We start from the raw sequence: 21,524 nt of genomic DNA on the forward strand, positions 1-21,524 counted from the left end.
CCCCCCGCCCCCCGCCCCCCCGCTATCCGTCCCCCACCGTTCGCCCACCACTGTTCGCCCCCACCGTCACCACTGTTCGCCCCCACCGTCCGCCTGCCGCCGGCGGCGCAGCACCCCCGCAGGTTGGCCCGCCCCTCGTCCGACTCGCACGGGTGGTGCGTGGGTGGGAGGACAGGGCAGACTGCGCGTAACCTGTTGTAACTAGCGGTGCTAGTTTTGGGAGGGTTCTGATGTCCGCGTCCGTGAAGTTGCCTCCGTTCGATGCCGGTGACCCACTGGGTATCGACGATCTTCTGGAGCCGGAGGATCTCGCCGTACGGGAGACCGTGCGGAGCTGGGCGGCGGATCGGGTGCTGCCGTTCGTCGCCGATTGGTACGAGAGCGGGGAGCTGCCCGGCATCAGGGAGCTCGCCAAGGAGCTCGGGTCGATCGGGGCGCTCGGGATGTCGCTCAGCGGGTACGGCTGCGCCGGCGCGTCCGCCGTGCAGTACGGGCTCGCCTGCCTGGAGCTGGAGGCCGCCGACTCGGGCATCCGGTCGCTCGTGTCCGTACAGGGGTCGCTCGCCATGTACGCCATTCACCGGTTCGGGAGCGAGGAGCAGAAGTCGCGGTGGCTGCCGGCCATGGCCGCCGGCGATGTCATCGGGTGCTTCGGGCTCACCGAACCGGATCACGGGTCCGACCCGGCCGCCATGCGCACGCACGCCCGGCGCGACGCCGGCGGCGACTGGGTGCTCAACGGGCGGAAGATGTGGATCACCAATGGTTCGGTGGCGGGCGTCGCCGTCGTATGGGCGCAGAGCGAGAACGGGATCCGGGGGTTCGTCGTGCCCACCGACACACCCGGGTTCTCGGCGCCGGAGATCAAGCACAAGTGGTCGCTGCGGGCGAGTGTCACCAGTGAGCTGGTGATGGACGACGTGCGGTTGCCCGCCGATGCCGTACTGCCCGAGGTCACTGGCCTCAAGGGCCCGCTCAGCTGCCTGTCGCACGCCCGCTACGGGATCGTGTGGGGCGCGATGGGCGCGGCACGCACCTGCTTCGAGGCGGCCGTCGACTACGCGAAGTCGCGGGAGCAGTTCGGTCGGCCCATCGGCGGCTTCCAGCTCACCCAGGCCAAACTCGCCGACATGGCGGTCGAACTGCACAAGGGAATCCTGCTCGCCCATCACCTGGGGCGGCGGATGGATGCCGGCCGCCTGCGTCCCGAGCAGGTCAGCTTCGGCAAGCTCAACAACGTACGAGAGGCGATCGAGATCTGCCGTACGGCGCGGACGATCCTCGGTGCGAACGGGATTTCGCTGGAGTACCCCGTGATGCGGCACGCGACCAACCTCGAATCGGTGCTCACCTACGAGGGCACCGTCGAGATGCACCAGCTGGTGCTGGGCAAGGCACTCACCGGACTCGACGCCTTCCGGTGAACCCCGCGCGGGGGCAGGGCCGGTGAGCGGCCCTGCCTCAGCTCTGGTTGAAGAAGCCGTCCTCCCGGCGCCTGGCCGGCTCGCCGCTGACGATCTCGGTGTTCGCGGGGGTCAGCAGGAAGACCCGGTTGGCGACCCGCTCGATGGTGCCGTGCAGGCCGAAGGTCAGCCCGGCCGCGAAGTCGACGACGCGCTTGGCGTCGCCCGGCTCCATGGCCGTGAGGTTCACGATGACCGGCACGCCCTCACGGAACAGCTCGCCGATCGCACGGGCGTCCCGGAAGCTGTCCGGGGTGACCGTGCCGATCCGGCGGCCCTTCTCCTCGGCGGTGTCCGAGGCCACCTTGACCCGGGGGTCGGTGACCCAGGCATCCCCGGGCTGCTCGGTCCCTTCGGAGTAGTCGTCGTCGTAGTAGCGCTCGTCATCGTTGTCGTCGACGAGGCCAAGCCAGGCACTCGCCTTGCGTACCGATCCCATGGACGCCTCCTCTCACAGCGGTCCTTCTTGCTTCCGCATCCCTATGGTCGTCCATGATGCGGATGGTGCGCCAAGTGGATAGACGCCGCACGGGGGGTTTGTGACGGTACTGGTGCAGAGCCCATACGTCGAGAGCCCAGGTGTGCCAAGGGCCATAGCTCACACGGCTGCTGACTGGGAGTGAAATATGATTGTTTCCGGCGTGTGGGTGATGAGCAGTGCGTCCGGGTGAACAGGGCGAGGCGGTTCGGGGTGTCTTCGAGGTGTCGTCGGGGCGGTCGGGTCGCGCGGTCGTCCGGCGCGGTGGCGGGGAGAAAGGCCTGGTGGGCGGCTTACTCGCGTGGCCGGGGGCGTGGTCGGCCGGGGCCGGGTCCGGTCCGCCGGGGTGATGGCGGGCGGCCCGTGCGGGGCGTCAGGGCCATCACGGGCTTCGCCGTCCGGCTCTGACAGCGGTTCAGGAGCCGCGGCCGACCCGGGGGCGACCGGTGGCGTCAACCGGCGTGCGGGCGCGTCACCGTATACGGAATCAGGGTGCCAGGGCGGTCGCCTCGGGATTCGCCTTGATCCTGTTTCCGCGACGTAAAACAAAAACATGATCGGGTGACCGCTGCCCGGAGAGGGTCGTTGGCCGGAGCGCAGAACCATTTCTGCCCCGGTTCTGCGCATCCATCAACTCGCCTCATGATTAAGGCACTTCCGTGCAAGCAGCCACCATTCGCACCCGGCTCCTGAGGATTCTGGTCCTGGCCCTCGCCGTCCTGCTGACGCTGCTGGGCGTCGCGGCCGCCGGGCAGGTCTCCGCCTATCGCAATGCCTCCGCCACCGCGGACAACGCCCGGCTGGAGATCACGCTTCAGGGCCTGATCCACGAACTCCAGAAGGAACGCGGTCTCACCACCGGATACGTCGGCGGTGTCAAGGAGTTCGCGGGCAAGCTGCCCGCGCAGCGCAAGGCCACCGACACCGCCCGCGACCGGCTCGACCAGGCGCTCCGGGGCCGCTCCGACGCGGCCGCCGGCTCGGTGCGCGAGTCCCTCGGACGGCTCGGCGGACTCGCCGGGATCCGCAAGCACGCGGACGACCACACCGGCGTGGTCAAGGACACCTTCGACTACTTCACCACCACCATCACCGTCCTCGACCGGCTCGACCTGGGCATCGGTGACGTCCACGACGCCACCCTGCGCGACGCCTACCAGGTGCTGCAGATCCTCGGCAACGCCAAGGAGTTCACCGGCGAGGAGCGCGCCATCGTGCTCGGCTCGGTGCGCGCCGGGCAGTTCCAGGGCGACGACTACAGCCGGTTCATGGAGATCCGGGCCGGCCGCCTCGCCGCCCTCGACGCCTTCCCGCGCTCGGCCACCGACGCCCAGCAGCGCCGCCTGGACGCGGCCATGACCACCCCGGACGCCGAGCGCGCGCTGGCGTACGAGGACACCGCCGTCAAGGGCGGCGGGAAGCTGAAGTGGAACGACATCCCGCCCATGCAGTGGTGGGACGCGATGACCTCCACCATCAACGGGCTGCGGGACGTCCAGGTCTCGCTCGGCACCGACGTCGAGGACCGGGCCTCGGCCCTGGAGGGCACCGCCCAGCGCGACCTGCTGCTCTTCCTGCTGCTCGCGCTCGGCACCGTCGCCGCGCTCGGCGCGCTCGCCCTCGACTGTGTACGGTCCGTCTCCGCGCCGCTCGCCGAACTCGCCCAGCAGGCCCGTGAGGTCGCCGGGGAGCGGCTGCCGAAGGCCGTCTCCGCCGTCCAGGACGGCTCCTCGGGCGAGCACCCCGGGCCGCCGGCCCCGCTCGCCGTCTCCGGCCGGGCCGGCGCCGAGGTCAAGGAGGTCGCCGAGGCCTTCGACCGGGTGCAGCAGGCCGCCTACGACCTCGCCACCGAGCAGGCCGTGCTGCGCCGCAACACCACCGACTCGCTGGTCAGCCTCGGCCGCCGCAACCAGAACCTGGTGCGCCGGCAGATCAGCTTCATCAACAGACTGGAGCACGAGGACGCCGACCCCGCGACCCTCGCCAACCTCTTCGAACTGGACCACCTCGCCACCCGCATGCGCCGCAACGCCGAGAGCCTGCTCGTCCTCGCCGGGGAGTCCAGCCCCCGGCCCTGGTCCACCCCGCTGTCCATCACGGACGTGCTGCGCGCCTCCCTCGCGGAGGTCGAGGAGTACCGCCGGGTCACCCTGCGCCGGGTCGAGCCGGCCCACCTCACCGGTTCGGTCGTCGCCGAGATCGCCCACCTCCTCGCCGAGCTGATCGAGAACGCGCTGAGCTTCTCGCCGCCGGACTCGGACGTGGAGATCGAGGGCCGCCGCACCAGCGCCGGCTATCTGGTCGCCATCGTCGACCACGGCCTCGGCATGGACGCCCAGGCGATCGCCGAGGCCAACGTACGGCTCTCCGGCACCGCCAGCTTCATGGCCGAACCCACCCGGTTCCTCGGCCACTTCGTGGTCGGCGCGCTCGCCCGCAAGTGCGGGATCGAGGTACGGCTGGGGGAGGCGCCCGCCGCCGGCGTGGTCGCCCGCGTGCTCGTCCCGGTCAACCTGCTCACGGAGGCGACGGCCACCCCGAAGCAGGCGGCCGCCGCCGAACCGGCCACCGTGCCGGCCCCGCGCAAGGAGTCCGACGAGACGCAGCTCGTCTCCGTCGCCGCCGAGGCCAGGCCCGAGCAGCCGCAGAAGAAGGGGGCTTCGGCCGCCCGGACCCGCAACGGGCTCGTGAAGCGGCCGCAGCGCAGCGCGATCTCGGAGGCCGTCAGCGAGACGGACCGGCCCAGCCGCCCGGCGCCCGCCGAGCGCACCCCCGACCGCAGCCCCGAAGAGGTCTCCGGAATGCTCGCCACCCTGCGCAGCGCGCACATGCGGGGCGGGATCAGCGTGGAGAAGGAGAAGCAAAAAGAGAAAGAACAGGAGCAGGCGCAGACGTCCGAGGCGCGCACCGAGGAGGACGGCGAGTGACCACCGTCGACACCCCCAGCGAATCGCGGACCTTCAACTGGCTGCTCGCGAACTTCGTCAGGTCCACGGACGGGGTACGGGACGCGGTCGCCGTCTCCTCCGACGGGCTGCTGATCGCCGTCTCGGACGGGCTCGGGCGCACCGAGGCCGACCATCTCGCGGCGATCGTGTCGGGGCTCTCGTCGCTCGCGCGCAGCGCGTCCAAGCGGTACGGCTTCGACGGGGTCAAGCTCATCATGATCGAGATGGGGCGCGGCTTCCTGCTGGTCTCCGCGATCCGGGACGGCAGCTGCCTCGGCGTCCTCGCCGACTCCAGCGGCGAACTGGGCCTCGTCGGCTACGAGATGGCGGTGCTCGCGGAGCGGGCCGGTGACCTGCTGACGCCGATGCTCATCGCCGATCTGCGGCAGGCGTTGCCGCGATGAGTGCGCAGGAGCCTGCCGAGCCCGTCGAGGACCCGTCCTTCGTACGGCCGTTCATCATCACGGGCGGGCGGGCCGAGCCGCTCCAGACCGATCTGCGGCTGGAGACGCTGGTCATGGCAGTGGGCGCGCCGGACGAGTCGCTCGTGTTCGAACGCCGGCACATCGTGGCGGTGTGCGCACAGCCGACGACGGTCGCCGAGGTGGCGCACCGGGTCGGCGTACCCCTCGGAGTCGCCAAGGTGCTGATCTCCGATCTCGTCGTCGCCGGGCAGCTCGCCTGCCGGCAACCCGCGGAGCTGCCGCTCCAGCTGCTCGAAAGGATCAGGGATCATGTCCGGGCGCTCTGAGAGGGTCGTCCCGCTCGCCGTGAAGATCGTGGTGAGCGGGGGACTCGGGGTCGGCAAGACGACGTTCATCGGGGCGATCTCGGAGATCGAGCCGCTGGACACGGAGGCGGCGATCACCCAGGTGTCGGTCGGCGTCGACTCGCTCGCCGGGGTCGAGTCCAAGACCACGACGACCGTGGCGCTCGACTTCGGCCGGATCACGCTGGATCCGTCCATCGCGCTGTACCTGTTCGGGACGCCCGGGCAGGACCGGTTCTCGTTCCTGTGGGACGACCTGGTGGAGGGAGCGTTGGGCACGGTGGTCCTCGCGGACACCCGCCGGATCGAGGACTGCTTTCCCGCCGTCGACTACTTCGAGGCCCATGGGGCGCCTTTCGTCCTCGCCGTGAACCGCTTCGATGGCGCCGAGCGGTTCGAACTGGACGAGGTCCGGGAGGCGTTGGGGCTGGGGGCCGATGTGCCGGTGCTGGCGTGCGACGCGCGGGACCGGGGGTCGGTGCGGGATGTGCTGGGCGCGCTGATGGACCGGGTGATCGGGCAGCGGGTCGGGCCCGCGAGGAGGAGGGTTGCGGTGGTTTCGCGGTAGGGGGGGGGGCGGGGGGGGGGCGTGGCGACCCCGGGTTCGGCGTGGCTGGTCGCGCAGTCCCCCGCGCCCCTGCGGGGCGCGGGATCAGCGGGCGTACGGAGCGCGAGGGGAGGGGTGCGCGTGTGAAGGCGAAGGGTGGGGCGCGGCGGAGAACGCGAAGAGTCCCCGCTGTCCGCGGGGCGCGCAGGGGGTCAGCTCAACAGGAACAGGACCACACGCGACCGAAGTCGATGTGGGAGCGCTTGACCAGCCACTGCTGTGGATGCATGGGCCAAGTGGAACAGGTCTCCGGTTTTCCGTCAACTGAGCTGAGACGCGCTGACCACACTCTGGACATCCTTGACAACGAGGGGAAACGGCACCGTAGAGTCGACGAACGGCCCTGCTGAGGGGCTCGGCCGTAAGAGCGCCGTACTCCGGCGTTCCGTGTGAAGGCACCCGCACCCCCGTGTGCGCGTCCACCGTGTTCGATTGATCCGCCACGGAGCCTTCGCATGTCTTCCGAGACCCTTGCCAGAACCACCACCATCCCCACCCCCGGCATATCCGCGCCCGCGGCCGACCGCCTCACCTCCGAGGCGGTCCGATGAGGCCGCAACTGGTGATCGTGGGGGCCGGGCCGCGGGGGACCGGTCTCCTGGAGCGCATCGCCGCCAACGCGCCCGAGCTGTACGCCGGCTCGGGCCTCGACATCCATCTGGTCGACCCGCATCCGCCGGGCGCCGGACGCATCTGGCGGGCCGCCCAGTCGCCGCTGCTGTGGATGAACTCGCACGCCGAGGACGTCACCATGTTCACGGACGAGACGGTGCGGATGGCCGGGCCGGTGCGGGAGGGCCCCACCCTGCACGAGTGGGCGGGCCTGGACGGCCGTACCTTCGCCGACCGGCCGATCCAGGGCCGCTATCTGCGCCACGTCTACGACCAGGCTGTCGCCGACCTCCCGGACGGCGTCACCGTCCACCACCACCCGCGCCGTGCCCTGCGGGTGAGCGGGTCGCGCGAGGGCCGTCAGCAGGTCTGGCTGGAGGGCCGGTCACGCCCGCTCCTCGCCGACCTCGTCGTCCTCGCCCTCGGCCACCTGGACGCCGAACTCGACCCGGAACAGGCCGCGTTGGCCGCGTATGCCGACGCGCACGGCCTGCTCCACCTGCCGCCCGACTTCACCGCCGACAGCGACCTGTCCGCACTGCGGCCCGGCGAACCGGTGCTCGTGCGGGGGTTCGGACTCGCCTTCGTCGACCTGATGGTGCTGCTCACCGAGGGACGGGGCGGACGCTACGACGGCGACACCTATGTGCCGTCCGGGCAGGAGCCGGTGCTGTACGTCGGGTCGCGGCGCGGCGTGCCGTACCACTCGAAGATCGGGTACGACTGGACCGGCGAGCGGCCGCCGCTGCCCCGGTTCCTCGGACCCGGAGAGATCGACGAACTCGTCGCCCGGCCGGGAGGATTCGACTTCCGGCGGGACGTGTGGCCGCTGGTGGAAAAGGAGTTGGGCTTCGCCCACTACCACCGGCTGTTCACCGTCCATCCCGAGCGGACGGCCGTCGCCTGGCGGGACTTCGAGGAGAAGTACGCCGCGGCGGAGGGCGACGCCGAGGTACGGGCGCTGGTGGCGGCCGCCGTACCGGATCCTGCCGACCGGCTCGATCTCGCGGTGCTGGACCACCCGCTGGACGGGGTGCGGTACGGATCGCACGAGGAGTTCCAGGAAGGGCTGCGCGGCTACATCGAGGCGGATCTGGACCGCCGGCACGATCCCGCGTACAGCCCCGACCTGGCGGTGTTCCTCGGACTGCTCTCCGTCTACGGGCAGCTGGTGCGGCTCGGCGACATCGGGTCCTGGTGGCACGGGTTCTTCAGCTACCTCGCCTCCGGGCCGCCCGGCCCCCGGCTGCGGCAGATGCTCGCGCTGTCCCGGGCCGGAGTGCTGCGGTTCGTCGGCGCCGGGATGACGGTGACGGCCGAGGACGGGGTGTTCCGGGCGTCCGCGGACACCGTGCCCGGGTTCTCCGTCGAGGCGCGGGCCCTTGTCGAGGCGAGGCTGCCCGAACCGACCGTGGGGCGCGCCCGGGACACGCTGCTGCGCGAGCTGCACGTCGGCGAGGCCGCCGAGACACCCGACGGACTGCTCAGGGTGGACCCCGCCGACGGGCGGATCCTCGACGGGGGCGGGCGGCCGCATCCCCGGCGGTTCGCGCTCGGGCCGTTCACGAACGGCCGTACGCCCGGGGCGTTCACCCGGCCGCGCACCGGAGGCCCCGCGTTCCGCCAGAACGACGCCACGGCACGCGCGGCACTGGCCTTCCTGGCCGACCTGGCGGGCGGGACCGCGGCGGAGCCCCGTCATGGCTGAGCGAGGTTGCGGCGAGCTGAGAGGCCACCACCCCGAAAGGTGTTTCAGCACTGTTGAGAAGGGATCGCGGCGGCTTGTGTGAAAAGGGTGTCTTACAGGGAGGTTCGTGGTGATGACCGGCTCGTACGGCCGGGGGCTGCTGCATCTGGCCGCCGCCGTGGATCAGGTCGGCGTGTTCGACGCGGAGCGCTACGTCGAGCTGGTGCGGCTCGCCGAGAGCGGGGGCCTGGACTTCGTGACGCTCGACGGCCGGTTCGGGTGGACGGAGACCGACCCGCTCACCGTACTGGCGCAGGTGGCCCCGGCCACCCGGCGGATCGGGCTGGTGCCGATGGCGACCGCCCCCGAGGACGCCGTCGCCCACCTCGACCGGGTCAGCCGGGGCCGGGCCGGCCGGTGGAGCGAGGACCCGGGGCCCGCGCCGGAGCAGCCGGTCCGGGTGGCCGACGCCACCGAGCCCGCCGCCCGGCAGGCCGCCGCCCGGTACGCCGATGTCGCCCTGGTGCGGGCCGCGAGCTCCGCGCAGGCCGCCGCCGTACGAGAGGAACTGCGGGCGCACGCAGGGGAGTTCGGGCGGGATCCGGAAGCGCTGCGGGTGCTGGTGAGCCTCGTGGTGGACCTGGGCGACGGGGAGCGCGCGGCCGAGCCGGGGCACGGTGGCGGCGGGCCCCGGCAGACCGTGCAGGGACCGCTGTACCGGGGCGGCCCGGTGGATCTGGCGGAGCTGGTCGCGGGCTGGCACGGTGAGGGTGCCACCGACGGCTTCCACCTGGTCCCCGCAGAACCGCGCCGCGACCTGGAACGGCTGGTCAACGGCACCGTGGCGCTGCTCCAGCACCGCGGCCTGTTCCGCACCTTCTACCCGGGCAGCACCCTGCGCGAGCACCTCGGCCTCGCCCGGCCCGCCGGGCAGCTCGCGGCACCGTGAAATACCCTGCGCTCTCCCGCCGTTGGGGACGGTCCGAGCGCATATGAGAGAGACATGACGTGAGCCATGGCGCGAGTCATGGCGTGAGTCATGACGTCATGACGAAAGCCATGGAAGGACTGATCGTATGAACGCGGACGCGTCCGGAGACTGGAAGCGCTGGCACGAAAACCGCGAGGAGACGGTGTCGGCGCCGTACGGGCCGCTCGCGCTGGTCGGCAGCCACTGGATCGAGGACCATCCGGACGGCCGGCTGCCGGCCGTCCCCGGAAGCTGGGCGGTCGACGGGGACGGCGTCCGGCTCACCGCGACGGCGGCCGACGGCCTGGCCCTGGACGGCGAGCCCTTCGCCGGTGAGATCCGGCTCGCCGCCGACCGCGAACCCTCGGCCCGCGTCACCTTCGGCGATCGCCGGCTGGTCGTGCTGGTCCGCGAGGGCGTCTGGGGCGTGCGGGACTACGACCCGGCCGCCGCGACCCGCCGCGCCTTCCGGGGTATCGACGCCACCCCCTACGACCCGCGCTGGTCGGTGCCGGGGCGCTTCACGCGGTACGGCGGCGACCCGCGCAGCGTCCGCGTCGGCACCGCGGACGGAGTGGAGCGCGCGCTCGTGCTCGCCGGGGAACTCGGCTTCACCGTGGCCGGCCGTGAGCTGACGCTCCAGGTCGCCGAGCAGGCCGACGGCCGGCTGTGGGCGGTGTTCGCCGACACCACCAGCGGGGGCAGCAGCTTCCGGTTCAGGTTCCTCTATTCGGCCGCCCCGGCCGCCGACGGCTCCACCACCGTCGACTTCAACCGGGCACAGCTGCCGCAGTGCGCCTTCGCGGACCATTTCATCTGCCCGTTCCCGCCGCCCGGCAACACGCTGGACCTCGCGGTCGAGGCGGGGGAGCGCAAGCTCGGCTGAGGCTTTCGCGGGGAATGTGACAAGGTGTCAACTCGCCCGGACCGCGACGAGATCACCCAAAGTCGGCATGGTTCGAACACGGTCGCACGGCCGAAAGGCCCCCTTGCGGCTACCGGTCGTTCGCCCGAATACTCCCCCTCAGCGCTTGTCAGGGGCATGTGTGTCCGAAATCCGGGCGCCACCCCTGGCTGCGCCTCACAGGCCCCGACCCCACGCGGGCCTCCGACTTCCCCTGGGAGGGAACGACAAGTGAGGATCAAGCGCACCACCCCACGCAGCGGTATCACAAGACGGACCCGGCTGATCGCCGTGGGCACCGGCTTCCTGGCCGCGGCAGCGTTCGCCGTCCCCACCGCGAGCGCGAGCGACGCACAGACCTTCAGTACGACCCAGCTGAAGGCCGTGAACAGCTCTGTTCTGAAGGCAGACGTCCCCGGCACCGCCTGGTCCGTGGACAGCAAGACCAACCGTGTCGTCGTCACCGTCGACGCCACGGTGTCCAAGGCCGAGATCGCCAAGATCAAGCGGCAGGCGGGCGCCGACGCCGGAGCGCTCACCATCAAGCACACCAACGGCACCTTCAAGAAGCTGATCACCGGCGGCGACGCCATCTACGGCGGCGCCTACCGCTGCTCGCTCGGCTTCAACGTGCACAGCGGGAGCACGTACTACTTCCTGACCGCCGGGCACTGCGGTGAGGTGGCCTCGACCTGGTACAGCAACTCCGGCCACACCACCGTCCTGGGCACGAACGTCGGCTACAGCTTCCCGACGAACGACTTCGCGCTGGTGAAGTACACCAACACCGCGATCGCGCACCCGAGCGCGGTCGGCAGCCAGACCATCTCCAGCGCGGCCACGCCCAGCGTCGGGACGACGGTGTACCGCCGCGGTTCGACCACCGGCACGCACAGCGGCCGGGTCACCGCGCTCAACGCCACCGTCAACTACGGCAGCGGTGACATCGTCTACGGCATGATCCAGACCACGGTCTGCGCCGAGGGCGGCGACAGCGGCGGCCCGCTCTACGGCGGTACCGTGGCCTACGGTCTGACCTCCGGCGGCAGCGGCGACTGCACCTCCGGCGGTACGACCTTCTTCCAGCCCGTCACCGAGGCGCTGAGCTACTACGGCGTGAGCGTCGGCTGACGACCCTTCGGATCGACTTCCGTCGACTCCCGGCGAGCTCCCGTACGCAACCGGCGTACGGGGGCTCGCCCTTGTACGACCCCGGGGTTACCGTCGAAGGACCGTTGAAGTCAGTCACCCCTTGGGGGCCGGCATGGTCGAGGCGCTGGTGGCGGCCGCAGCCGCTCTCGTGTCCGTCGGAGCGGTCTACGCGATGTCCGCGGCACGGGTCGTCAAACAGTACGAACGGGGCGTGGTGTTCCGCCTCGGCCGGCTCCGACCGGAGGTGCGTGGACCCGGGTTCACCATGATCCTCCCGTTCGTGGACCGGCTCCAGAAGGTCAACATGCAGATCGTCACGATGCCGGTGCCCGGGCAGGAGGGCATCACCCGGGACAACGTGACCGTGCGCGTCGACGCCGTCGTCTACTTCCGGGTGACCTCGCCCGCCGAGGCGGTCGTCCGGGTCGAGGACTACCGGTTCGCGGTCGCGCAGATGGCGCAGACCTCGCTCCGGTCCATCATCGGCAAGAGCGAGCTGGACGACCTGCTGTCGAATCGCGAAAAGCTCAACCAGGGCCTGGAGTTGATGATCGACAGTCCGGCCGTGGAATGGGGCGTCACCATCGACCGCGTCGAGATCAAGGACGTCTCGCTGCCCGAGACCATGAAGCGGTCCATGGCCCGGCAGGCCGAGGCAGACCGGGAGCGCCGGGCCCGCGTCATCAACGCCGACGCCGAACTCCAGGCCTCCAAGAAGCTCGCGGAGGCCGCCAAGGAGATGTCGGAGCAGCCCGCCGCGCTCCAACTGCGGCTGCTGCAGACGGTGGTGGCGGTCGCCGCCGAGAAGAACTCGACGCTGGTGCTGCCGTTCCCGGTGGAGCTGCTGAGGTTCCTGGAGCGGGCACAGCAGCCTCTGCCCCCGGCGGCAGGGGCTGATGATGCCGGCGGGTCGGCGGGGGCGAATTCCGGCCAGGGATAGCCAGAGAGGCAGGCAAGGGCAGACGTCGCTGTCGGCCGCCCGTTGCTCGCACGCGTTGTTTGCAGTGCGAATCCTCCTGGGGCGACTGGCGGCTGTGCACGACCCGTGCACAGGGGGCGCACAACATCCGCGCACGCGAGACCTGAAGTCGACCTTGTGTGCTCCCTGTGGGGCTCGGAATAGTAGGCGGCCGTCAACCAGCCTTCCGGCCCTTGAGGTCCCCACAACCTTGCGGGCCGACCCCCCACAGGAGGACATGAGTTGAAGCACCGACGCATACCCGGGCGCCGGGCGGCGCTCGCCGGCGCGGGTGTCGCCGCGCTCGTCGCCGCCGGAGTGACCTTCCAGAGTGCGAACGCCAGCGAGCCCGCCAGGGCCGCCGCACCGCAGATCCTGTCCGCCCCGGCGGCCGGAAAGCTCGCCTCGACGCTCGCCGCCGACCTCGGCACCGACGCGGCGGGCACCTACTACGACGCCCGGTCGAAGAACCTCGTCGTCAACGTGCTCGACGACACCGCCGCCAAGGCCGTCGAGGCGGCCGGGGCCAAGGCGAGACTCGTCGCCAACTCCCTCGCCGAGCTCGACGGCGCGCGCACCGCGCTGAAGCAGGACGCGACCATCCCCGGCACCTCGTGGGCGACCGACCCGGTCGGCAACAAGGTCGTCGTCACCGCCGACAGGACGGTCACCGGGGCCGAGCTGGCCAAGCTCACCAAGGTTGTCGACGGGCTCGGCGAGAAGGTCGAACTGCGGCACTCCGAGGGGGAGTTCAAGCCCTTCATCGCCGGCGGCGACGCGATCACCGGCTCGGGCGGCCGCTGTTCGCTCGGCTTCAACGTGGTCAAGGGCGGCGAGCCGTACTTCCTGACCGCCGGGCACTGCACCGAGGCCATCTCCACCTGGTCGGACTCCTCCGGGACCGTGATCGGCCAGAACGCCCAGTCCAGCTTCCCGGGCAACGACTTCGGCCTGGTCAAGTACACCTCGGAGGTGGACCACCCGAGTGAGGTCGACCTCTACAACGGCTCCGCCCAGCAGATCACCGGCGCGGCCGAGGCCACCGTCGGTATGAGGGTGACCCGCAGCGGCTCCACCACCCAGGTCCACGACGGCACGGTCACCGGTCTCAACGCCACCGTGAACTACTCCGAGGGCACGGTGAGCGGTCTCATCCAGACCGACGTGTGCGCCGAGCCCGGCGACAGCGGCGGCTCGCTCTTCTCGGGCAGCAACGCGATCGGCCTGACCTCCGGCGGCAGCGGCGACTGCACCTCCGGCGGGGAGACGTTCTTCCAGCCGGTGACGGAGGCGCTGTCGGCGACGGGCGCCCGGATCGGCTGACGGCCCCGGTGCCCCGGATCGGCTGACACTCGCCGTATCCCTGCTGGGCCCCGCCCCTCCGAGGGGGCGGGGCCCTTTGGCGTGCGCCGACACCGGCCGGGCCCTGACCGCGGGGCGTCCGGACCACCCCGAGAGCCGGCCGTGCGTTACGGAGAGTGCTGTATGTACTGCAGAGCGTCGCGGGCGTGTTCTCCCGGTCGGTCGGGTGGCTGCGGCGAGATATGTGTCATGGCGGCGGTTTTCCCCAACTGCGGTGGCCGGCTGAGGAGCTGACGGGACGGTGCCTGTTTCGGACGTCGCCCACCTCCCCAAAGAATCGCTGATGTGTTCGAATGCAGGTCGCTGACCGGGGCTGATGAGGCTAGAGTAATCGAACGAGCGTACGATGAACATATCGGGCGCATGGCTGAAAAGGGGCGGAGTGATGGAGGTGCGGCATGACGGGCTTCGCCCATCTGCACGTCGCGTCCGGTTACTCCGCCCGCTACGGCGCATCCCACCCCGAGCAGCTCGTGCAGCGGGCGGCCGAGCGGGGCATGTCCGCGCTCGCGCTCACCGACCGGGACACGGTCACCGGGGCTGTTCGATTCGCGCAGGCGTGTGCGAAGGAGGGGGTCCGGCCGGTCTTCGGCATCGACCTGGCGGTGGCGGCCCTGGCGCCCCCGCCGCCCACCCGGCGCCGCCGCACCCCGGCGCGCGGCGGTGCGCACGTGGTCGAGCCGCCGCTGCGGTTCGTGCTGCTCGCCCAGGACCGGGCGGGCTGGGCGCGGCTGTGCCGGATCACGTCGGCCGCCCACGTCGGCGCCGTGTCCGGTACACCGCCGGTGGTGCCGTGGGAGGCGCTGCGCGAGTACGGCGGCCCCGGCCTGACCGTGCTGCTGGGGCCGCTCTCGGAACCGGTGCGGGCGCTGTCGGTGGGCCGGGAGGACGTGGCGATGGGGCTGCTGGCGCCCTGGCAGGAGATCTTCGGAAGGGATGTTCGATTGGAAGCCGTCGCGCAGAAACGTTCCGGCGTGGATCCCGGATCCCTGCGCCTGGCCGCCCGCACCCTCGCCCTGGCCGACCGCACCCGTACCACCGCCGTACTCTCCAACGCCGTCCGCTACGCCGACCCCGGACAACATCGACTCGCTGATGTCCTGGACGCCGCGAGGCTGCTGCGACCCGTCGACCGGCGCCGCCTGGACAGCGGGCAGCGCTGGCTCAAGGACGAGAGAGGAATGGCGGCCGTCGCCCGCATGATCGCCGAATGCGCCGGAACGGACCCCCGCAGGGCCCGCCGGCTGCTGGCGGACACCGCGGCCACGGCGACCGCGTGCACCGTCGACCCGGCGGCCGACCTCGGCCTCGGCACCCCGCACCTCCCCGAACCGTCGCTCTTCGGCGCCGGACCCGGAGCCGACGGCGCGGCCCGGCTGCTCCGCCTGCGCTGCGAGGCCGGCCTGGTCCGGCGCGGCCTCGACCGTGACCGGGAGGCGCTCGCCCGACTGGACGAGGAACTCGCCGTCATCTCCCACTGGAACTACGACGCGTACTTCCTCGCCGTCGGACAGGTCGTCGCCGACATCCGGGCCAAGGGCATCAGGGTCGCGGCCCGCGGCTCCGGCGCCGGCTCCCTGGTCTGCCACGCCCTGGACATCGCCACCGCCAACCCGCTCGACCACAGCCTGCTGTTCGAACGCTTTCTGAGCAGACGCCGGGAGTCACTGCCCGACATCGACATCGACGTGGAGTCCGCCCGCCGTCTGGAGTGCTACGACACGATCTTCGAACGCTTCGGCAAGGAGCGGGTGGCCGTCACCGCGATGCCCGAGACCTACCGGGCGCGCCGGGCGCTGCGGGATACCGGTCTTGCGTTGGGCATCCCGCCCGCGGACATCGACCGGATCGCCAAGAGCTTCCCGCACCTGCGCGCCTCCGACATCACCGGCGCCCTCGCCGAACTGCCCGAGCTACGGCAACTGGCCGCCGAGGCGCACCGCTACGGCCCCCTGTGGGAGCTCGCCGAGGGCCTCGACTCCCTGGTCCACGGCATGGCCATGCACCCCTGCGGCGTGGTCATCAGCGACGCCACCCTGCTGGACCGGCTGCCGGTGCAGCCCACTCCGCAGGGCGACTACCCCATGGCCATGGCCGCGAAGGAGGAGATCGAGGCGCTGGGCAACATCAAACTCGACGTCCTGGGCGTCCGGATGCAGTCCGCGATGGCCCACGCGGTCGCGGAGATCGAACGCACCACCGGCGACCACATCGACCTGGACGACCCCGGGCAGGTCCCGCTCGACGACGTCTTCGCCTTCAAGCTCATCCAGGCCAGCCAGACGCTGGGCCTGTTCCAGCTGGAGTCGCCCGGCCAGCAGGACCTGCTGTCCCGGCTGCAGCCGCGTGACGTGCAGGACGTCATCGCCGACATCAGCCTCTTCCGTCCGGGGCCGGTCGCCGGTGGCATGCCCGAGCGCTATATCGCCGCGCGCCACGGCGGCACACCCTCCTACGCCCACCCGGACCTGGAGCCGGTGCTTTCCGACACCTACGGCGTGACCATCTGGCACGAGCAGATCATCGAGACGCTGCGGGTGCTGACCGGCTGCGACCGGGCCTTCGGGGAGATCACCCGGCGGGCGCTCGGCGACAAGGAGCAACTGCCCAGGATCAGGGACTGGTTCCACGAGCGGGCCCGCGCGCGTGGCTACAGCTCGGCCGTACGGGACGAGGTCTGGAAGACCGTCGAGGCCTTCGGGGCGTACGGCTTCTGCCGCGCCCACGCGGTCGCCTTCGCCGTACCCGCCCTCCAGAGCGCCTGGCTCAAGGCGCACTACCCGGCGTTCCTGCTGGCGGGCCTCCTCGAACACGACCCCGGGATGTGGCCCAAGCGGGTCCTGGTCGCCGACGCCCGCCGGGGCGGGGTTCCCGTGCTGCCCGTCGACGTCAACAACTCCCGGGTGCGGCACACCGTGGAGAAGGCCGACGGAGACCGGTGGGGCGTACGCCTCGCCCTGTCCGCGGTGCACGGCATCAGTGACGAGGAGTGTGCCCGGATCGAGGAGGGGCAGCCGTACGGATCGCTGTCGGACTTCTGGCAGCGGGCCCGGCCCAGCAGACCGGTCGCCGAACGCCTCGCCGAGATCGGTGCGCTCACCTGTCTGCACGACGGCAGTCTCACCCGGCGCGACCTGCTGCTCCAGATCGCCGAACTCCACCGGGCCTCCCGGGTGCGGTCCGCGGGCAAGGGCCAGCTGCCCATCGACGCGGGCGCCGTCGGCGGAGCCGAGCCGAGCGGGCTGCCGGAGATGACCGGACGTGAAGCCCTGAGCGCCGAACTGAGCACGCTGGGCATCGATGTCTCCCGGCACCTGATGGAGCACCACCACCGGTTGCTGCGCGAGACCGGTGCGACCGACGCGGCGCATCTGGCCGGGATGCGTGCCGGTCAGCAGGTCCTCGTGGCCGGGGTGCGGGCCTCGACCCAGACGCCGCCGATCGCGAGCGGCAAGCGGATCATCTTCGTCACTCTGGAGGACGGGTCAGGGCTGGTCGACCTGGCGTTCTTCGAGGACTCCCACCCGGCCTGCGCGCACACCGTGTTCCACAGCGGGTTGCTCTTGGTCCGTGGCACGGTCCAGGTGCGCGGCACCCGTCGTACCGTCGTCGGCACGATGGCCTGGGACCTGGACGAGATCGCCGCCGCCCGCCGCGACCACGGCCCGCAGGCCGCCCTCGCCCTCCTCGGCCGTAGCCGCCCGCACCCGACCCCCGCCCAGCCACAGCGCACCCTGGCCGACGGCACCGCGGGCGCCCGCCTCCACCCGTACGCCGACCTCCAGCCCGCCGGCACCCGCTCGGCCGACCTGAAGAAGTTCGGCCACCGAAGCCCAGGGAGTGCGGGATGAGCGGAACGAGTGGAATGAGCACACGGCAGCGGCATATCGCCCACCTCCACCTGCACGCCTCGATGACTGAGGATCAGTACGCCGACACAATCGAACTGGTGTCCGGAATTACGCCGCACGTCCAGGCCGTCCCGCCCAACGCCGTCCAACTCGACCTGACCTCGGCGCTCCGGTACTTCGACCTGTCCCCGTACGACATGGTCCAGACGACGATGATGAGGCTGAAGGCGCTCTACGGCATCGACAGCAGTGCCGGGCTCGCGGGCAACCGCATGCTGGCAGCGATGGCGGCCGACGCCTCCGCGCCGGGAGAGACCACCTGGGTTCCCACCGCCGACGCGGCCGACTGGCTGTATCCGCGGCCGGTCACCGCGCTCCCGGGGATCGGCCGTGCCACGGCGCAGACGCTCGGCAGATACGGCCTGCACACCATCGGCCAGGTCGTCGACCTGCCTCTGGGAACCCTGCAGCGACTTCTCGGCACGGGCCCCGCCCGGCTGCTGGCCGAGCGTGCCCGCGGCCGCGACCCCCGCCCGGTCACTCCTTCGGAACCGGCAGCGCATCTGCTGGCCGACCTCGTGCTGGAACGGGACTGCCTCGACCCGGCACAACACCACCGTGCAGTTCTGGGACTCACCGAACAGATCGGCAGGCGCCTGCGCGGCGAACATCAGATCACGAGCCGGCTCACCCTCACGGTGCGGTACGCCGACCGCAGCTCCACCACCCGCACACGTGCCCTGCCGGAGCCCACCGACCACTCACCCGCCCTTGCCGGGGCAGCCCTGGGACTGCTGGCCTCGCTCGGGCTGCAGCGCGCAAGAGTCCGTGCCTTCTCGATCCGTGCCGACGGGCTGCGGCCGGCCGGCAGTGCCTACCGGCAGCTCTCCCTGGATCCCGGTGATGCCCGCGCTCGCGCGGCCGAGGCCGCCGCGGACCGTGCCCGTCGACGTTTCGGGCCAGGGGCTGTACGTCCTGCCGCTCTGGCGAACTGACCGCGCGGTTCTCGTCCTGCCAGCGGCGAATCTTCGCCCCGCGCCGGCGGGTTGGACGGAGCCGTCCGCATCAGCCTCGGCACCGTCCGGGTTGAGCTTCCCGCATTCCATCCGTGGTGACAGCACCCGGATGATCACCGACCGCTATCTGGCGGGAACACGCCTGCGTCTGCGATGCGCCGAGTGGCCGGACGGCGGCTGCGAGCTCAAGCTCACCCAGAAGGAGCGGCGCAAGCTGTCGGTCGGCACGTGGATCAGGTTCGTGGGAGCGGCCGCAAGCTGCGATTCGCGTGAGCCCGGCCCCTTTTTTTGCGGCGCGGGACCACCGGTTGCCTCGTTATCCGGCGTGGTCGAGGCGGATGGCCTTGTCGTACGACTCCCGGGCGTCAAGCAGTTCGTCCCAGTGTTTCTCCGTCCAGGCGCAAGCGACCGCTATCGGTCGGAGCATGCTGCGGCCCAGCGGCGTCAGTTCGTACTCGACATGTGGGGTGGCCTCGGCGTAGACGGTGCGCTTGACCAGACCATCTCGTTCGAGGGCCCGCAGCGACCGGGTCAGGACCTTGGGGGTGACGCGGCTCAGCGGCACGCGCAGCTCGGAGAACCGGCGCGGCCCGTGCTCGAGACAGCGGATGATGAGCGCTGCCCACTTGTCGCCGAATCGGATCGGATTGAGCGAGGACGGGCACAGTTCGTCGAACATGTCGGCGGGCAGCGGTTCCCTCATGGCCTCACCCTAGCCGGTATCCCAGTGGTAACCGGGGCCCTCGATAGCCTTCGAGAACTGGCCTGGGCACGGGCTCCGGCCCTGGTGAGAGGCGGTTCGTCATGAACATTGTGGTCTTCGGTGCCGGCGGCCGGGCCGGGCGGCGGGCTGTCGCGGAGGCGCACCGACGTGGACACCAGGTCACCGCCGTGGTGCGTGACCCTTCCGGCCACCACGACCTGACCGACGTGCGGGTCGTGGCAGGCGATGTCACGGACACGGCGAGCATCGAGCATGTGGCCGTTGCGCACGACGCCGCCATCAGTGCCGCCGCGGATCTGTCCGTGCCACCGCACGAATTCTTCACGGCGTCGTCGCGCGCCCTGACCACCGGCCTGGCCAACGCGGGCGTGCACCGCCTCGTGGTGGTCGGGCTCGCATCGGTCATGCCTGGTGCGTCCGGCGCTCCCCTGATGGACGAGCCGGGCTACCCGAACGAGTACCGCTCCTTCTCCCTCGGCCACGCGGCGGGCCTCGATGAGTTGCGAAGGTGTGACCTGGACTGGGCATACGTGGCCCCGGCGGGCGACTTCGACCACGAGGGCACGCGCACGGGCCGGTACCGGATCGCTGAGCACGGCGACCCGGCCAGCCGGATCACGTACGCGGACCTGGCGATCGCACTGATCGACGAGATCGACGCGCCCCGCCATCACCAAGCCGCCGTCAGCGTGCGGGAGGCATGAGGTCCGAGGTCCACGACCGCCCGGAGCGTGGGGAGCCGCTCCAGCGAAGCGATCACGCCGGGCGAGGCATCCAGCTGATCGCCGGGCACACCCGCAACGAATACCGGCTGTTCCTGCCGGCGGAACCGGGCGGGGGCGACGAGCGGACGGCATCCCGTGCCCTCGCTGTTTACGGTCCCGGCCCGTAGCCGCACCCGATCCCGCTCACAACAAGCCGCTGCACGCCGTGGTCGCCGCCTCGGGCATGCTCCTCATCGAGGTCGCCGCGGGCCACCTGCCGCTGGTCACGCACCCGGAGGGGCCGGCCGCCGCGCCGCTACGTCAGTTGGCCCACGGCGGCACGATCTTGGTGCCGTCGCTCAGTTCGGCCTCCAGGCCGATGGACGTGGTGACCCAGGAGAGCGCGGTGTGGTCGGTCGGGTTCTCGATGGCGAGGGTGGCGCCGGGGTTGACGATGACGGTGTCGCCGGCGCGGACGCGGTCGGTACGGCCGTCGAGGGTGATCAGGAGTTCGCCGACGAGCAGGTGGAAGATCTCCTCCCGGGTGACGGTGTGGGCGGGGGCCCTGGTCCCGGCCGGTATCTCCCCTCGCCAGGCGCACAGTTCCTTGCTGCCGGTGCGGGGAGTGGCGTACGAGACGAAGCGGGCGCCGTGGGTCTCGTGGGTGGTGGCCTCGGCGGAGCGGACGACGGGCATGGGTGCCTCCTGGAGAGATGGTCAAGCAGCTTGACTATATGGTCAAGCTGCTTGACCGATTCGTCAAGGGTGTTTCAATGCCTCCGTGCAGAACTCCGAGGCCATGGCCCTGTCCGCAGCCCTGCTCGCCACAGCCGGTGAGCTGACCCAGCGCATCAATGAAGGGGTCGTCGCCCGCGGTTTCGAGGGGATCAGGCCCGCTCATGGCTTCGCCTTCGCGCGGCTCGCCCCGGACGGGGCCACCGTCACCGAACTCGCCGCGCACCTCGGGGTGACCAAGCAGGCGGCAAGTCAGCTTGTCGATGACATCGTGCGTAGGGGGTATGCCGAGCGCAGGCCGCACCCCAGGGACGCGCGGGCGCGGCTGATCGTGCTCACCGAGCGGGGGTGGGCGTGCACGCGGGCCGCGGAGGCGGCGGCCGCGGAGGTCGTGCGGGGCTGGGGGGATGTGCTGGGGGAGGGGGAAGTGCGCGTGTTGCGGGACTGTTTGGCCCGTATCGCGCCCTATGGTCCCCTCAGGCCCGGCTGGTGACATCCCGTCAGGCGAGTGGTGTGCCGCCGGTTACCCGGAAGTTTTACCGACGCGTAACTTCACGCTTGCACTACTCGTCCGTAACTTGATG

General features: G+C 71.2%; 18 protein-coding genes. 15 read left to right on the forward strand and 3 right to left on the reverse strand.

What is annotated here, in order from left to right; genetic code table 11:
- The first annotated feature begins 230 nt into the window (after positions 1-230).
- A complete protein-coding gene (locus KVT45_RS42290) occupies positions 231-1,424 on the forward strand; it encodes an acyl-CoA dehydrogenase family protein (RefSeq protein ID WP_217554789.1) in 1,194 nt (397 codons plus the stop codon).
- A 37-nt stretch (positions 1,425-1,461) separates the two neighbouring features.
- On the opposite strand, the gene KVT45_RS42295 is transcribed toward KVT45_RS42290, so the two are convergent.
- Positions 1,462-1,902 (reverse strand): cell division protein SepF, encoded by a 441-nt coding sequence (locus tag KVT45_RS42295; protein ID WP_217554791.1) that lies wholly within the window; start codon positions 1,900-1,902, stop codon positions 1,462-1,464.
- A gap of 698 nt (positions 1,903-2,600) precedes the next feature.
- Between KVT45_RS42295 and KVT45_RS42300 the strand changes: the two genes are divergently transcribed.
- From KVT45_RS42300 to KVT45_RS42355, 12 genes are all read left to right on the forward strand, one after another.
- Positions 2,601-4,868 carry a nitrate- and nitrite sensing domain-containing protein gene (locus KVT45_RS42300; protein ID WP_217554793.1) on the forward strand — a complete coding sequence of 756 codons (2,268 nt, stop codon included), beginning with the start codon at positions 2,601-2,603 and terminating at the stop codon, positions 4,866-4,868.
- Positions 4,865-5,293, forward strand: coding sequence for a roadblock/LC7 domain-containing protein (locus tag KVT45_RS42305; RefSeq protein ID WP_217554795.1), 429 nt, complete (start codon positions 4,865-4,867; stop codon positions 5,291-5,293). The genes KVT45_RS42300 and KVT45_RS42305 overlap by 4 nt, the downstream gene beginning before the upstream one ends.
- Entirely contained in the window at positions 5,290-5,640 is a 351-nt protein-coding gene (locus KVT45_RS42310) for a DUF742 domain-containing protein (protein WP_217554797.1), read from the forward strand. The genes KVT45_RS42305 and KVT45_RS42310 overlap by 4 nt, the downstream gene beginning before the upstream one ends.
- Positions 5,624-6,226 carry an ATP/GTP-binding protein gene (locus KVT45_RS42315; RefSeq protein ID WP_217554799.1) on the forward strand — a complete coding sequence of 201 codons (603 nt, stop codon included), beginning with the start codon at positions 5,624-5,626 and terminating at the stop codon, positions 6,224-6,226. Before KVT45_RS42310 ends, KVT45_RS42315 begins: the two co-directional genes overlap by 17 nt.
- Positions 6,227-6,812: 586 nt before the next feature.
- Entirely contained in the window at positions 6,813-8,585 is a 1,773-nt protein-coding gene (locus KVT45_RS42320) for an FAD/NAD(P)-binding domain-containing protein (RefSeq protein WP_217554800.1), read from the forward strand.
- Between the two features lie 112 nt (positions 8,586-8,697).
- Complete coding sequence (locus tag KVT45_RS42325; protein WP_217554801.1) at positions 8,698-9,513, forward strand: LLM class flavin-dependent oxidoreductase; 816 nt, start codon at positions 8,698-8,700, stop codon at positions 9,511-9,513.
- A gap of 127 nt (positions 9,514-9,640) precedes the next feature.
- Complete coding sequence (locus KVT45_RS42330) at positions 9,641-10,420, forward strand: DUF1684 domain-containing protein (RefSeq protein WP_217554802.1); 780 nt, start codon at positions 9,641-9,643, stop codon at positions 10,418-10,420.
- A gap of 249 nt (positions 10,421-10,669) precedes the next feature.
- Entirely contained in the window at positions 10,670-11,569 is a 900-nt protein-coding gene (locus KVT45_RS42335; RefSeq protein ID WP_217554803.1) for a S1 family peptidase, read from the forward strand.
- A gap of 133 nt (positions 11,570-11,702) precedes the next feature.
- Complete coding sequence (locus tag KVT45_RS42340; protein WP_217554804.1) at positions 11,703-12,530, forward strand: slipin family protein; 828 nt, start codon at positions 11,703-11,705, stop codon at positions 12,528-12,530.
- Between the two features lie 261 nt (positions 12,531-12,791).
- Positions 12,792-13,871, forward strand: coding sequence for a S1 family peptidase (locus KVT45_RS42345; RefSeq protein ID WP_217554805.1), 1,080 nt, complete (start codon positions 12,792-12,794; stop codon positions 13,869-13,871).
- A 437-nt stretch (positions 13,872-14,308) separates the two neighbouring features.
- The gene (locus KVT45_RS42350) at positions 14,309-17,761 is read left to right on the forward strand and encodes a DNA polymerase III subunit alpha (protein WP_217554807.1); all 3,453 of its coding nucleotides are present in this window, start codon (positions 14,309-14,311) and stop codon (positions 17,759-17,761) included.
- A gap of 14 nt (positions 17,762-17,775) precedes the next feature.
- A complete protein-coding gene (locus KVT45_RS42355) occupies positions 17,776-18,756 on the forward strand; it encodes an ImpB/MucB/SamB family protein (protein WP_217554808.1) in 981 nt (326 codons plus the stop codon).
- A 337-nt stretch (positions 18,757-19,093) separates the two neighbouring features.
- Here the strand turns inward: KVT45_RS42355 and KVT45_RS42360 are convergent, their stop codons facing one another.
- Positions 19,094-19,480 carry a helix-turn-helix domain-containing protein gene (locus KVT45_RS42360; RefSeq protein WP_217554809.1) on the reverse strand — a complete coding sequence of 129 codons (387 nt, stop codon included), beginning with the start codon at positions 19,478-19,480 and terminating at the stop codon, positions 19,094-19,096.
- Between the two features lie 101 nt (positions 19,481-19,581).
- On the opposite strand from KVT45_RS42360, the gene KVT45_RS42365 reads away from it, so the two are divergent.
- Positions 19,582-20,205 (forward strand): NAD(P)-dependent oxidoreductase, encoded by a 624-nt coding sequence (locus tag KVT45_RS42365; protein WP_217554810.1) that lies wholly within the window; start codon positions 19,582-19,584, stop codon positions 20,203-20,205.
- Between the two features lie 321 nt (positions 20,206-20,526).
- Here the strand turns inward: KVT45_RS42365 and KVT45_RS42370 are convergent, their stop codons facing one another.
- Positions 20,527-20,901, reverse strand: a complete 375-nt coding sequence (locus KVT45_RS42370; RefSeq protein WP_217554811.1) for a cupin domain-containing protein — start codon at positions 20,899-20,901, stop codon at positions 20,527-20,529.
- A gap of 85 nt (positions 20,902-20,986) precedes the next feature.
- Here KVT45_RS42370 and KVT45_RS42375 point away from each other — a divergent pair, with 85 nt between their 5' ends.
- Entirely contained in the window at positions 20,987-21,433 is a 447-nt protein-coding gene (locus KVT45_RS42375; RefSeq protein ID WP_217554812.1) for a MarR family winged helix-turn-helix transcriptional regulator, read from the forward strand.
- Positions 21,434-21,524 lie beyond the last annotated feature (91 nt).

The sequence above is a fragment of the Streptomyces sp. GbtcB6 genome (assembly GCF_019091475.1).
In the GTDB taxonomy this organism is placed as follows: Bacteria; Actinomycetota; Actinomycetes; order Streptomycetales; family Streptomycetaceae; genus Streptomyces; species Streptomyces hyaluromycini.